At 65.1% G+C, this 13,612-nt stretch carries 12 protein-coding genes; 6 read left to right on the top strand and 6 right to left on the bottom strand.

What is annotated here, in order from left to right; translation table 11 throughout:
- Positions 1-195: 195 nt before the first annotated feature.
- The 5 genes from EJB06_RS08200 to EJB06_RS08180 form a co-directional block, all read right to left on the bottom strand.
- Positions 196-1,074, bottom strand: a complete 879-nt coding sequence (locus EJB06_RS08200) for a ParB/RepB/Spo0J family partition protein (RefSeq protein ID WP_126073542.1) — start codon at positions 1,072-1,074, stop codon at positions 196-198.
- Positions 1,075-1,151: 77 nt separating this feature from the next.
- Complete coding sequence (locus tag EJB06_RS08195; RefSeq protein ID WP_126073541.1) at positions 1,152-1,922, bottom strand: ParA family protein; 771 nt, start codon at positions 1,920-1,922, stop codon at positions 1,152-1,154.
- 114 nt (positions 1,923-2,036) lie between these two features.
- On the bottom strand, positions 2,037-2,684 hold the full coding sequence (rsmG, locus tag EJB06_RS08190; RefSeq protein WP_126073540.1) for a 16S rRNA (guanine(527)-N(7))-methyltransferase RsmG: 648 nt from the start codon (positions 2,682-2,684) through the stop codon (positions 2,037-2,039).
- A complete protein-coding gene (gene mnmG / locus EJB06_RS08185; RefSeq protein ID WP_126073539.1) occupies positions 2,681-4,612 on the bottom strand; it encodes a tRNA uridine-5-carboxymethylaminomethyl(34) synthesis enzyme MnmG in 1,932 nt (643 codons plus the stop codon). Before mnmG ends, rsmG begins: the two co-directional genes overlap by 4 nt.
- Before the next feature lie 188 nt (positions 4,613-4,800).
- Positions 4,801-5,562 carry a sulfite exporter TauE/SafE family protein gene (locus EJB06_RS08180; protein WP_126073538.1) on the bottom strand — a complete coding sequence of 254 codons (762 nt, stop codon included), beginning with the start codon at positions 5,560-5,562 and terminating at the stop codon, positions 4,801-4,803.
- Positions 5,563-5,705: 143 nt separating this feature from the next.
- Here EJB06_RS08180 and EJB06_RS08175 point away from each other — a divergent pair, with 143 nt between their 5' ends.
- Complete coding sequence (locus EJB06_RS08175; RefSeq protein WP_126073537.1) at positions 5,706-6,872, top strand: iron-containing alcohol dehydrogenase; 1,167 nt, start codon at positions 5,706-5,708, stop codon at positions 6,870-6,872.
- Positions 6,873-6,875: 3 nt separating this feature from the next.
- On the opposite strand, the gene EJB06_RS08170 is transcribed toward EJB06_RS08175, so the two are convergent.
- Positions 6,876-7,658: an L-iditol 2-dehydrogenase gene (locus EJB06_RS08170; protein WP_126073536.1), complete on the bottom strand. Its 783-nt coding sequence runs from the start codon at positions 7,656-7,658 to the stop codon at positions 6,876-6,878.
- A gap of 284 nt (positions 7,659-7,942) precedes the next feature.
- On the opposite strand from EJB06_RS08170, the gene EJB06_RS08165 reads away from it, so the two are divergent.
- From EJB06_RS08165 to EJB06_RS08145, 5 genes are all read left to right on the top strand, one after another.
- Positions 7,943-9,265 carry an ABC transporter substrate-binding protein gene (locus EJB06_RS08165; RefSeq protein ID WP_198420785.1) on the top strand — a complete coding sequence of 441 codons (1,323 nt, stop codon included), beginning with the start codon at positions 7,943-7,945 and terminating at the stop codon, positions 9,263-9,265.
- A 78-nt stretch (positions 9,266-9,343) separates the two neighbouring features.
- Positions 9,344-10,204, top strand: coding sequence for a carbohydrate ABC transporter permease (locus tag EJB06_RS08160; protein WP_126073535.1), 861 nt, complete (start codon positions 9,344-9,346; stop codon positions 10,202-10,204).
- 10 nt (positions 10,205-10,214) lie between these two features.
- Complete coding sequence (locus EJB06_RS08155; protein ID WP_126073534.1) at positions 10,215-11,033, top strand: carbohydrate ABC transporter permease; 819 nt, start codon at positions 10,215-10,217, stop codon at positions 11,031-11,033.
- A 35-nt stretch (positions 11,034-11,068) separates the two neighbouring features.
- Positions 11,069-12,115, top strand: a complete 1,047-nt coding sequence (locus EJB06_RS08150) for an ABC transporter ATP-binding protein (protein WP_126073533.1) — start codon at positions 11,069-11,071, stop codon at positions 12,113-12,115.
- Positions 12,112-13,596: a mannitol dehydrogenase family protein gene (locus EJB06_RS08145; RefSeq protein WP_126073532.1), complete on the top strand. Its 1,485-nt coding sequence runs from the start codon at positions 12,112-12,114 to the stop codon at positions 13,594-13,596. Before EJB06_RS08150 ends, EJB06_RS08145 begins: the two co-directional genes overlap by 4 nt.
- Positions 13,597-13,612 lie beyond the last annotated feature (16 nt).

Genomic DNA, 13,612 nt, shown 5'->3' with positions numbered 1-13,612 from the left:
CGAGCTACAGCGATAGGGTAGGCGCGGGAGGGGATGGCGGCAATGACCTTGCAGGTCATACCGAACGGCGATCGGCGCAAGTGAGCGCTTGCTACAACGTCGCGCAACTGCGTTTATCTTTCGCTGCGCTGTCGTTTGCCGATAGCGCCAGGCTCAGCGCCGTCATTCCCGCCTGCGCGGGAATGACGCAGGCTCTTAGGCCCGCAAACGGGCCAGCACGCCATCGAGGATATCGAGGTCGGCGAAGTCGATGATCATCTGTCCCCTGCCCTTCGCGCCCATCTTGAACAGGACCGGCGTGGCCAGCTTGTCGGACAGCTCTTCTTCCAACCGGGCAATATCTCCCGATTTTTCCTTTGGCCGGGCGGTGGCCGGGTTGGCCTGCTCGTCGAGCGCCCTGGCCACCAGCTTTTCGGTCTCGCGTACCGACAGGCGTTTTGCCACGACCAGGTTGGCCAGGGCGATCTGGCTGGCCGAGTCCACCGCCAGCAAGGCGCGCGCGTGGCCCATGTCCAGGTCGCCGGCCATCAGCATGGTTTGCACCGGCGCCGCCAGGTTCATCAGGCGCAGCAGGTTCGACACCGCGCTGCGCGAACGCCCGACCGCGGTGGCGGCCTGCTCGTGGGTAAAGTTGAAATCCGAGATCAGGCGGTGGATGCCCTGCGCCTCTTCCAGCGGATTGAGGTCTTCGCGCTGGATGTTCTCGATCAGCGCCATGGCGGCGGCCGCCTGGTCGTCGACGTCGCGCACCAGCACCGGGATCTCGCCGAGGCCGGCCAGCTGGGCCGCGCGGAAGCGCCGTTCGCCGGCGATGATCTCGTAGCGCAGCGCGCCGGTCAGGCTGTCCTGCCCGATCGGGCGCACCAGCACCGGTTGCATGATGCCCTGGGTTTTGATCGAGGCCGCCAGTTCGTTGAGCGCGCCTTCGTCCATGCGCGTGCGCGGCTGGTATTTACCGGCCTGCATCTGGTGCACGGCCAGGACCGACGGCGTGTCGGGCTTGGCGCCCTCGCCGTCGCCGCCCAGCAGCGCGTCGAGCCCGCGACCGAGCCCTTTGAGTTTTTTGGTTGCCATATATGTGCTGCCTATTCGTGGGATGCCTATTTGTGGGATGCCTATTTTTGGGATGCCTATGTGTGGGATACCTGTGTTTACATTGTCTTGATGCGTTCGACCATTTCGGCGCCGAAGGCGATGTAGGCTTGCGCCCCTTTCGAAGACGGATCGAACACCACGCCCGGCACGCCGTACGACGGCGCTTCGGCCAGGCGCACGTTGCGCGGGATGATGGTGTTGAAGACCTTGTCGCCGAAGTGCTGCTCGAGCTGGGCCGATACCTGCTGCGAGAGGGTCATGCGCGGATCGAACATGACGCGCAGCAGGCCGATGATCTTCAGGTCGGTGTTCAGGTTGGCGTGCACCTTCTTGATGGTGTTGACCAGGTCCGACAAGCCTTCCAGCGCGTAGTACTCGCACTGCATCGGAATGATCACGCCGTGCGCGGCGCACAGGCCGTTCAGGGTCAGCATCGACAGGGCCGGCGGGCAGTCGATCAGGATGAAGTCGTATTCCTTGTCGACCGCGGCCAGCGCATCCTTCAGGCGGCGCTCGCGGTTTTCCAGTTCGACCATCTCGACTTCGGCCCCGGCCAGCTCGCGGTTCGACGGCAGCACGTCGAAGCGCCCCGCTTCCGAACGCGTGCGCGCTTCGCCCACCTCGGCCTCGCCCAGCAGCACTTCATACGTCGATGCCTTGAGGCCGGCCTTGTTGATGCCGGCGCCCATGGTCGCGTTGCCCTGCGGGTCCAGGTCGACCAGCAGCACGCGCTGGTCCAGCTTGGCCAGCCCCGCCGACAGGTTAACGCTGGTGGTGGTCTTGCCTACGCCGCCCTTTTGATTTGCAACGCAAAATATTTTCGCCATGTATGCTCTTATGATAGTTTTGATGCAAACGGTTTATACTGTTTTAATCGTATAAACCGTTTATACGATTTATATGGTTTGATTGATATAAACCGTTTATTCGATTTATACTGTTTACTGATTTTTCACGATGAACACCAGGTGGCGTTCCGCCTGCAGCCCCGGTACCTGGATAGGCCGCAATTCGCTTACTTTCCAGTCGCTCGGCAGCCGCGCCTGTTCGTCCGCCGGCGCCGTGCCTTTGAGGGCGATGAATTTGCCGCCCTCGGCCAGCAGGTGCCCGGACCAGTTGACGAAGTCGGACAGGTCGGCAAAGGCGCGCGAGGTGATCACGTCGAATTTGTGCGGCACCTGCAGCTGCTCCACGCGCGCCGTGTGCACCGTGACGTTGGAAAGGCCGAGTTCGGCTTTGACCTGGGTGAGGAAGGCGGTCTTCTTGTGGACGGTGTCGATCAGGGCCACTTTCATGTCGGGCCTGGCGATCGCCAGCACGATGCCGGGCAAGCCGCCGCCCGCGCCCACGTCGAGCAGGCTGACGGCGCCCTCGAAGGCCGATACCGCGGCCAGCGAATCGAGCGCATGGTGGGTCGCCATCTGCATCGGATCGCGCACCGAGGTCAGGTTGTACACCGAATTCCACTTGAACAGCAGCGCCAGGTAGTCCAGCAATTGCCCGTGCTGCTGTTCGTTCAGGTCGAGCTTGAGTTCCTTGATGCCATCGGCCAGCACGGGCGCGATGGCGTTACGGTCGAAAAACTTCATCCTGCCAATTCCTCATTCAGGGTGGTGAAGCCTTTCGCACCACGTTTTTTCAGATGCACCAGCAGCAGCGAGATCGCGGCCGGGGTGACGCCCGAGATGCGGGACGCCTGCCCCAAGGTCTCCGGACGCTGCTTGTCGAGCTTCTGGCGCACCTCGATCGACAGCGCGCCGATGTCGAGGTAATCGAAGCCGGCCGGCAGCTTGAGGTTTTCGTAGTGGTCGTGACGCTCGACTTCCTTGGCCTGGCGGTCGATGTAGCCGGCGTATTTGAGCTGGATTTCGACCTGTTCCTTGACCGCGGGATCGGCCACGCCGGGGCCGGCGAGCGCCTGCCCTTCCACGCCCGACAGGCCCATCAGCTTGTCGTAGTCGACGCCCGGACGGCGCAGCAGGTCGGCCAGCGAGTATTCGCGCTCGATGGCCTGGCCGATCACCCGTTCCGATTCGGCGCTGGCGAGGATGCGCGGGTTGACCCAGGTGGTGCGCAGGCGCTCCAGTTCCACGGCGACCGCTTCGCGTTTGCGCTCGAAGGCATCCCATTGGGCGTCGCCCACGCAGCCGAGTTTGCGGCCGATCTCGGTCAGGCGCATGTCGGCATTGTCTTCGCGCAGGCTGAGGCGGAACTCGGCGCGGCTGGTGAACATGCGGTAGGGCTCGGCCACGCCCTGGGTGGTCAGGTCGTCGACCAGCACGCCGAGGTAGGCTTCGGATCGGCCCGGCACCCAGGCCTCGCGGCCTTGCGTCATGAGCGCCGCGTTGATGCCGGCCAGCATGCCCTGAGCCGCCGCTTCTTCGTAACCGGTGGTGCCGTTGATCTGGCCGGCGAAGAACAGGCCCTGCACGGCCTTGGTTTCGAGCGAGGTTTTCAGGCCGCGCGGGTCGTAGTAATCGTACTCGATGGCGTAGCCGGGGCGCAGGATGAAGGCGTTTTCCATGCCCTTCATCGAGCGCACCAGGGCGATCTGCACGTCGAACGGCAGGCTGGTGGAGATGCCGTTCGGATAGAACTCGTTGGTTGTCAAGCCTTCCGGCTCCAGGAAGATCTGGTGCGATTCCTTGCCCGAGAAGCGGTGGATCTTGTCTTCGATGGACGGGCAGTAACGCGGACCGACGCCTTCGATGACGCCGGTGTACATCGGGCTTCGGTCGAGGCCGGCACGGATGATGTCATGCGTCTGCGCATTGGTATGCGTAACCCAGCACGGCACCTGGCGCGGATGCATGGCGCTGTTGCCCATGACCGAGAATACCGGCGCCGGATCGAGGTCGCCCGGCTGCTCCGACATCTGCGAAAAATCGATGCTGCGGCCATCGATGCGCGGCGGCGTGCCGGTTTTCAGGCGGCCCTGCGGCAGCTTCAATTCCTTCAGACGGGCGGACAGGGAGATGGCCGGCGGATCGCCTGCGCGGCCGGCCGCGTAGTTTTGCAGGCCGACGTGGATCTTCCCGTCGAGGAAAGTGCCGGCCGTCAGCACCACCGCGCGGGCGCGGAACTGGATGCCGATCTGGGTCACGGCGCCGACGACGCGCTCGCCTTCGAGCATCAGGTCGTCGACGGCTTGCTGGAACAGCCACAGGTTCGGCTGGTTTTCCAGGCGCGAACGGATGGCTTGCTTGTACAGGATGCGGTCGGCTTGCGCGCGGGTGGCGCGCACGGCCGGACCTTTGGACGAGTTAAGGATGCGAAACTGGATACCGGATTCGTCCGTGGCAATCGCCATCGCGCCGCCCATGGCGTCGACTTCCTTGACCAGGTGACCCTTGCCGATGCCGCCGATGGACGGGTTGCAAGACATCTGGCCGAGCGTCTCGATGTTATGGGTGAGCAGCAAGGTCTTCTGGCCCATGCGGGCGGAAGCGAGCGCAGCCTCGGTGCCGGCATGGCCGCCGCCGACGACGATGACGTCGAATTCAGTTGGAAATAGCATGATGGAGTGTAGAGCGAGGGATATGAGGCCCGATTATAGAGTCTTTTCGGACCCTCCACGCTGTTACACCCAGAATCAGCCATTTTTACGCAACGAAGTGTTTCACGTGGAACGTCGCGTTTGACGAAAAACGGATGGTTTCACGTGGAACATCGTGAAGCGCATCGGCGCTGTTCCACGTGAAACAACTACCACTTCATGGCGTCGTAGCTGGTCTTGACGATCAGCAAGCTGACCACGACGAGGAATAGCTTGCGCACGAACGCACTGCCGTGCTTGATCGCGAGCCTGGTGCCGACCAGGGAACCGGCCACCTGGCACAGCGCCATCATCAGGCCGAGCTGCCAGAGGATATGGCCGCTGTAGCCGAACCACATCAGCGCCGACAGATTGCAGGCCACGTTGACGACCTTGGCCGCAGCGGACGCGCTCAGGAAATCGAAGCCGAAAAAACGCACATACAGGAACAGCAGGAAGCTGCCGGTGCCGGGACCGAAAAAGCCGTCGTAGAAACCGATGGCGGCGCCGATCCCGAGCGCCACCCAGCGCTCGGTCGCGCCGCTGTGCACGGGGGCGTGGACGCTGCCGAAGTCCTTCTTGCGGAAGGTGTACACCGCCACCGCGACCAGCACGAAAGGCAGCAGGGTGCGCACGAAATCGGCCGGCACCCTGGTCACGGTATAGGCCCCGGCGAAGGAGAGCAGCAAGGCCGACACCGCCGCCGGCGCGGCCGCGCTCCACGCCACCCTCACCTTGCGCGCGTAATTGACGGCCGCCGCGCCGGTCCCGAAGATGCCCGCGAACTTGCTGGTCCCCAGCAAGGTAGCCGGGATTTCACGTGAAAACACCGAGAACAAGACCGGCACCTGGATCAATCCGCCGCCTCCCACCACAGCATCTACCAAGCCGGCCAGGAAGGCCGCGCATCCGAGTAAGGCGAAATCGATCATGGGTTTTCCGGAAAGGGAGGACTGGACAGCACCGCCGGATATTGTACGTAAGAAATCCGATCGGCGTTCCCGACGGCCATTTTCCTGCCCGGCGTGCCGATGGTGTAAGCTTTTGCTATCGTCAATCCACCCGCAGGTGCCCAATGACCGAGTCAGCCGAGTTCAGCTTCAGTACCGTTCCCCACCTCGTTTCCGGCCCCGGCGCCAGCAGCCGCCTGGGTATCCTGGTGCGCAGCCACTTCCCCGATGCCCGCCGCGCGCTGGTCGTGACCGATCCGGGCTTCCTCGGCACCGGCCTGGTCGGCGCTCCGCAGCGCTCGCTGGAACAGGAACATATCGCTGTCCACGTCTGGTCCGAGGTGGTGGCCGACCCGCCGGAATCGGTGGTGCTGCAAGCGCTGGAGGTGGCGCGCCGGCACGATGCCGATATCGTCATCGGCCTCGGCGGCGGCAGTTCGATGGACGTGGCCAAGCTGATCGCGGTGCTGGCCGGCAGCGAGCAGCCGCTCGGCCAGATCTACGGGATCGGCAATGTGCGCGGCAAGCGCCTGCCCCTGGTACAGATTCCGACCACCGCCGGCACCGGTTCCGAGGTCACCAACATCGCCATCGTCACCACCGGCGCGACCACCAAGATGGGCGTGGTGGCGCCCCAGCTGTATGCGGACCTGGCGATCCTGGATGCGCAGTTGACGCTCGGCCTGCCGCCGCTGGTCACGGCCGCCACCGGCATCGATGCCATGGTGCATGCCATCGAAGCCTTCACCAGCAAGCACAAGAAGAACCCGATGTCGGACAATCTGGCGCGCCAGGCCCTCGGTCTGCTGTCGCGCACGCTGCTGCGCGCCTGCGAACACGGCAGCGACCTGGCGGCGCGCCAAGCCATGCTGCTGGGCGCCTGCTTCGCCGGCCAGGCGTTTTCCAACGCGCCGGTGGCGGCGGTGCACGCCCTCGCCTATCCCATCGGCGGCATCTTTCACGTGCCGCATGGGCTGTCGAATTCGCTGGTGCTGCCGCATGTGCTGCGTTTTAACCTGTCGCACGCCAGCGCCCACTACGCCGAGCTGGCCGGGATCGTGGCGCCGGGCGTCACCGGCAGCGAAGAGGCGCGCGCCAATGCGCTGATCGCGGCGATGGAAAAGATCGCTGCCAGCACCGGCATCCAGACCACCCTGCGCCAGGTCGGCGTGGGCGCGGCCGATATCGACAGGCTGGCCGACGATGCGATGCTGCAGACCCGCCTGCTCGGCAACAACCCGCGCGAGCTGACGCGCGACGATATCCACGGCATCTACAGCGCCGCCTACTAAACGCTAACTCATCACGGCGCCGCCGTCGACGTTGAGGGTCTGGGCCGTGATGTAGGCCGACTCGTCGCTGGCCAGGAAAATCGCCGCGCCCGCCAGGTCGCCTGGCGTGCCCATGCGTCCGAGCGGCACGGCGAGGCCGACCGCCCTCTTCTTTTCGCCCGGCTGCAAATGTTCGTGGCGCGCGAACAGGGCGTCCACATGGTCCCACATGGGCGTATCGACCACTCCCGGCGCAATGGCGTTGACGCGGATGCCGTGCGGCGCCATGGCCAGCGCGGCCGACTGGGTGTAGCTGATCACCGCCGCCTTGCTGGCGCAATAGTGCGCCACCAGCGCCTCGCCGCGCCGTCCGGCCTGCGAGGCCAGGTTGATGACGGCGCCGCGCCGGCCCGCCTCCACCATGGCCCGCAGCACCTGCCGCATCACGAGGAACATGCCCTTGACGTTGACGTCGAAGATGCGCTCGTACATGGCCAGGTCGGACTCCAGCAGCGGCCCCATGTCGAACACGGCCGCGTTATTGAACAGGATCTCGACCGGGCCGAAGCGGCCGGCCGCCAGCGCCAGCATCCTGTCCACGGCAGCGGCGTCGCGCACGTCGGCGCTCAGGTAGTGCAGCTGGTCCGGGTAGCGCGCCAGCAGGGGCGCCAGCGCGGCCGGGGCCGCGGCGGCCAGGTCGACCACGCTGCAGCGCGCCCCTTCGGCCAGATACGCCTCGGCCACCGCCAGGCCGATCCCGCCACCGGCCCCGGTCAGCAATGCATGCCTGGATGCAAGCCGGTGCATGCTTGCGCGCTCCTTGAATATCATCGACGTCTCCTTGCGTGTGAGTGGTGCTGAAAGTCTAGCAAGGCCTGCCCTGCGGACCTGATACGGCGCAAGCCATAGTCGATACTTTTATCCAAGCCGCATTGGCCGCCTTCACAGTGGCGGGCGCGCCCGAGACCCCTGCAAAATAGTATCGACACTAGGTGTTGCAGTATCAGAAAGTATCGGTGTCTGGTGCTACATTCTGTACACGGTGCAAACCTTGCATTGAATATAAAACCAAAAAATCTGGAGACAACAGCATGAAACGTATCGCAAGCCCTGCCTTGTGCACGGCCGTGTTCGCAGCCTTCTCTTGTGTCAGTGGCCTGTCCGTGGCCGCCACCGATCTGGTGATCGCCACCGTCAACAACGGCCACATGATCGAGATGCAAAAGATGGGCAAGTTCTTCGAGCAGGCCAATCCCGGCATCAAGCTCAAATGGGTGACCCTGGAAGAAGGCGTGCTGCGCCAGCGCATGACCACCGACATTGCCACCAGGGGCGGCCAGTTCGACGTCATGACCATCGGCATGTACGAAACGCCGATCTGGGCCAAAAAGGACTGGCTGATTCCCCTCAAGGCCGACGCCGCTTACGATATCGACGACCTGCTGCCCTCGATCCGCGACGGCCTGTCGCTGAACGGCAAGCTGTACGCCTCGCCCTTCTATGGCGAAAGCTCGATGATCATGTACCGCAGCGACCTGCTCAAAAAAGCCGGCATGACCATCGAGGACCGCCCGACCTGGGCCCACATCCGCGCGGTCGCCGCCAGGATCCACGACCCGGCCAACGGCGTGTACGGCATCTGCCTGCGCGGCAAACCGGGCTGGGGCGACAATATGGCGCTGATCACCACCATCGCCAACTCCTTCGGCGGCCAGCTGTTCGACATGAAATGGCAGCCGCAGTTCACCAGCAAGCCCTGGAAGGACGCCGTCGCCACCTATGTCGACCTGCTCAAGAACTACGGCCCGCCCGGTTCGTCCTCGAACAGCTTCAACGAGATCCTGGCGCTGTACAACGAAGGCAAGTGCGGCATCTGGATCGACGCCACCATCGCCGCCTCCTTCATCACCGATCCGAAGCAAAGCAAGGTGGCCGACAAGGTCGCGTTCGCGCAGTCGCCGATCGCCACCACCGAGCGCGGCGCCAACTGGCTGTGGGCCTGGTCGCTGGCCATTCCAAAAAGCTCCAAACAGCCCGAGGCGGCGCAAAAGTTCATCAACTGGGCCACCTCCAAGGAGTACATCAGACTGGTCGCCAGGGAGGCCGGCTGGGCCAGCGTGCCGACCGGCACCCGCAAGTCGACCTACGCCGCGCCCGAGTTCGTCAAGGCGGCCAGATTCGCGGGCGCCGAGGGCGCCGCGATCGCCAGCAGCCGGCCGAACCAGAGCACCCTGCCGCCCTCGCCCTACGTCGGCGTGCAGTACGCCGCGATCCCGGAATTCCAGACCATCGGCGTGGCCGCCGGCCAGCAGATGAGCGCAGCGCTGCTGGGCAAGGTCACGGTCGACCAGGCGCTGGCGCTGGCCCAGCAGGCGGCCGAACGCGAGATGCGCAAGGGCGGCTACTACAAGTAGTGCATTCCACGCCTGTCTTTTCCGTCGCCGCTGCGCCCCGCGCGCAGGCGGCGTTCCTTTGTCGCACCTGGGAACTTTATGACACGCCTCTTGCCTCGGACCTTGCTGACACCGGCGGTGCTCGCCATCACCGTCATTTCCATCGTCCCGCTGCTGATCACCCTGTACTACGCGTTCGTGCGCTACAGCATGCTCGCTCCCGGCGAACACGACTTCAACGGCCTCGACAACTTCGTCTTTTTCTTCACCGACGGCGCCTTCCTGCCTGCGTTAAAAAACACCTTCGTGCTGATGTTCTCGGTCATGGCGATCACCGTGGTGCTGGGCATTGCGCTCGGCCTGCTGATCAACGACGCCTTCCCCGGCCGCGCCATCGTGCGCGTGCTGCTCATTTCGCCCTTCCTCGTCATGCCGGCGGTGAACGCGCTGATGTGGAAGAACATGCTGCTCAATCCCATCTACGGCCTGTTCGCCCACGTCAGCAAGTTCTTCGGCGCGGCGCCCGTCGACTGGCTCTCGGCCTACCCCTTGCTGTCGATCGTGATGATGGTGTCCTGGCAGTGGCTGCCGTTCGCCTGCCTGATCTTCATGACGGCCCTGCAATCGATGGACAGGGAGCAGCTGGAAGCGGCCGGCATGGACGGCGCCAACTACCTGCAGCAGCTGCGCTACCTGTACCTGCCGCATCTGGGGCGCGCGGTCTCGGTGGTGCTGATGATCGAGATGATCTTCCTGCTGTCGGTGTTCGCCGAGATCTTCACCACCACCGGCGGCGGCCCGGGCTTCGAGACCACCACCATCACCTTCATGATCTATCAGCAGGCCTTGCAGTCCTACGACATCGGCGCGGCATCGGCCGGGGCCCTGTTCGCGGTGCTGCTGGCCAATATCGCCGCCTTCTTCCTGATGCGCTCAATCGGCAAGAACCTGACCAAATAAGGAGACACCGATGAGCGACAAACTCGCCCTGCACACCCGCACCGCCGCCGCCTGGCTGGTCGCGCTGCTGCTGTTCTTCCCGATCTTCTGGCTTGGGCTGATGGCCTTCAAGACCGAGGGACAGGCCATCGCCACGCCACCGCTGCTGCTGTTCGAGCCGACCCTGCAAAGCTTTCGCGACGTGATGGCGCGCGACCACTACGCCGGCTACGCCGTCAATTCGCTCATCACCAGCGTGCTCTCGACCGCGTTGGGGCTGGCGATCGCGATCCCGGCGGCGTACGCGATGGCCTTCTTCCCGACCGGCGGCACGGTCGGCCTGCTCAAGTTCATCCTCAGCTCGCGCTACATGCCCGGCGTGGGCGCGCTGATGCCGGTCTACGTCTGCTACCAGGCCGCCGGCCTGCTCGACACCCGCATCGGCCTGACCATCATGTTCATGCTGATGAACCTGCCGATCATGATCTGGCTGCTCTACACCAGCCTGCGCGAGCTCCCGCGCGACATCCTGGAAGCGGCGCGCATGGACGGCGCCAGCGTGTTCCACGAGTTCCGTTACATCGTGCTGCCGCTGTCGGTGGGCGGCATCGCCTCGACCGCGCTGGTGTGCATGGTGTGGGCCTGGAACGAGTCGTTCTGGTCGCTCAACCTGGGCGCCTCCAAGGCCGGCACGCTGGCCTGGCTGATCGCTTCCTACTCCAGTCCCGAAGGGCTGTTCTGGGCCAAGCTCTCGGCCGCCTCGCTGATGGCGATCGCGCCGATCATGGCGCTGGGCTGGTTCTGCCAGAAGCAGCTGGTGCAAGGCATGACATTCGGCGCGGTCAAATAAGACAACCAAGCGAACAACAACGGGACATCGACATCATGGCTTACCTTCAACTGAACAATATCGAAAAATTCTTCGGCGAGCACCACGCCATCAAGGGCATCGACCTGGCGATCGAACAGGGCGAATTCGTGGTCTTCGTCGGCCCGTCCGGCTGCGGCAAGTCTACCCTGCTGCGCCTGATCGCCGGCCTGGAACCGATCGACAAGGGCAGCCTGCACCTGGACGGGCGCGATATCACGGCCCTGCCCTCGTCCAGGCGCGACCTGGCGATGGTCTTCCAGTCGTACGCGCTGTACCCTCACATGACGGTCTTCCAGAACATGTCGTTCGCGCTGAAACTGGCCGGCGTGGCGCCCGCCCTCATCCGCGCCAAGGTCGACAAGGCGGCCGCCATTCTCAACCTGGGCGACTACCTGGAACGCAAGCCGAAGGAACTGTCCGGCGGCCAGCGCCAGCGCGTCGCCATCGGCCGCGCCATCGTGCGCGATCCCAAGGTGTTCCTGTTCGACGAGCCGCTGTCGAACCTGGACGCGGCCCTGCGCGTGCAGACCCGCATCGAGATCGCCAAGCTGCACCGCGAGCTGGGCGCCACCACCATCTACGTCACCCACGACCAGGTCGAGGCGATGACCCTGGCCGACCGCGTGGTGGTGCTGCGCGACGGCCGCATCGAGCAGCACGGCTCGCCCCTGGCGCTGTACGACAACCCGGCCAACCGCTTCGTGGCGCAGTTCATCGGCACCCCGAGCATGAACGTGGTGCCGGCGGCGGGCTTGCCGCGCCTGGCCGCCGGCGTGACCCCGGGCGACGGCTTCGTCGGCATCCGTCCCGAGCATGTGCACGTGCTGCCCGCGGCGCAGCCGGGCAGCCTGCCGGCCACGGTCGACATGGTCGAATCGCTCGGCGTCGAAACGCTGGTCTACGCGCGCCTGGAAAACAATGTGCAGGTGGTCGCGCGCGGCAGCGAGCGCATCGCCCTGCAACCCGGCGCGCGCACCCACCTGGCCTTCGAGCACGGCTTCGTGCACCACTTCGACAAACTCGGTTCCACGTGCGGCGCGCCGGCGCAGGGAGCGCAATGATGGCGATCGCCTTGAACCAGGCCGCGCTCGGCCACCTGCCGCCGCACATCCCCGGTCCCGGCTACGACCGCGGCGCCCCGGCGCGCAGCATCGTGCACATCGGCGTGGGCGGATTTTTTCGCTCGCACCAGGCGCTGTACCTGGACGAACTGCTGCGCATGCCGGGCCACGCCGAGTGGGGATATTGCGGCGTGGGCCTGCTGCCGATTGATGCGGCGATGCGCGACGCCATGCTGGCCCAGGACTGCCTGTACACCCTGGTCGAACGCAGCGCGCGCGGCGACACGGCGCGCGTGGTCGGTTCGCTGCTTCAATTCTTGTACGCGCCGGACGACCCGCAGGCGGTGCTGGAAAAACTGGCCGATCCCGGCACCCGCATCGTCTCGCTCACGATCACCGAAGGCGGCTACTACATCAACCAGGGCGACGGCAGCTTCGACGCCGCCCATCCCGACATCGTGCACGACCTGGCGCACCCGCATGCGCCGCGCTGCTGCTTCGGCTACCTGGCCGAGGCGCTGGCGCGGCGGCGCGAACGTGGCCTGGCGCCCTTCACCGTGATGTCCTGCGATAACCTGCAAAGCAATGGCGACGTCACCCGCGCCATGCTGCTGGCCTTTACCAGGCTGCGCGATCCGGCGTTAAGTGCGTGGCTGGCCGGGCACTGCGCCTTCCCGAACAGCATGGTCGACCGCATCACGCCCGCCACGACCGGCGAACACCGCCGGCTGCTGCGCGAGCAGTTCGGACTGATCGATGCCTGGCCGGTGATGGCCGAACCGTTCAAGAGCTGGGTGATCGAAGACCGTTTTCCCGGCGGGCGGCCGGCCTGGGAGCTGGCCGGCGCGCAGATGACGGACGACGTGCTGCCCTACGAAAAAATGAAGCTGCGCCTGCTCAACGCCGGCCACCAGTCGCTGTGCTACATCGGCATGCTGCTCGGTTACGAGTACGCGCACGAGGCGATGGCGGACGCGGATATCCGCCAGCTGTTTTCGACCATGATGGACGCCGAGGTCACGCCGCTGCTGCCGGCGGTCGAAGGCATCGACCTCGCCGACTACAAGCGCACCCTGATCGAACGTTTCGCCAATCCGGCCATCGGCGACCAGCTGCTGCGGATCGGCACCGACGGCTCGGCGCGCATGCCCAAGTTCGTGCTGCCGTCGGTGCGCGACCAGCTCGAACGCGGCGGTCCGATCGCCTTCCTCAGCTTTACCGTGGCGTGCTGGCTGCGCTACCTGAACGGCAACGACGAACAGGGCCGGCCGCTGACGCTGATCGATCCGCTGGCCGCGCAGCTGCGCGAGCTGGCGCAGCGCGGCGGCGCCAACCCGGGCGCGCTGCTGTCGCTGCGCGAACTGTTCGGCGAACTGGCCGAGGCGCCGCGCTTCGTGCGTGCCGTGGCCGATGCGCTGGCGCGGCTGTACCGCGATGGCGCGCGCGCCGCGCTGTCGCACTTGCTGGCGAGCGCAAAGTGAAGGACCATGGGGATTC

The organism is Massilia atriviolacea, assembly GCF_003953935.1.
Classification (GTDB): Bacteria; Pseudomonadota; Gammaproteobacteria; order Burkholderiales; family Burkholderiaceae_D; genus Telluria_A; species Telluria_A atriviolacea.
This window is presented reverse-complemented; position numbering and strand designations above follow the sequence as displayed.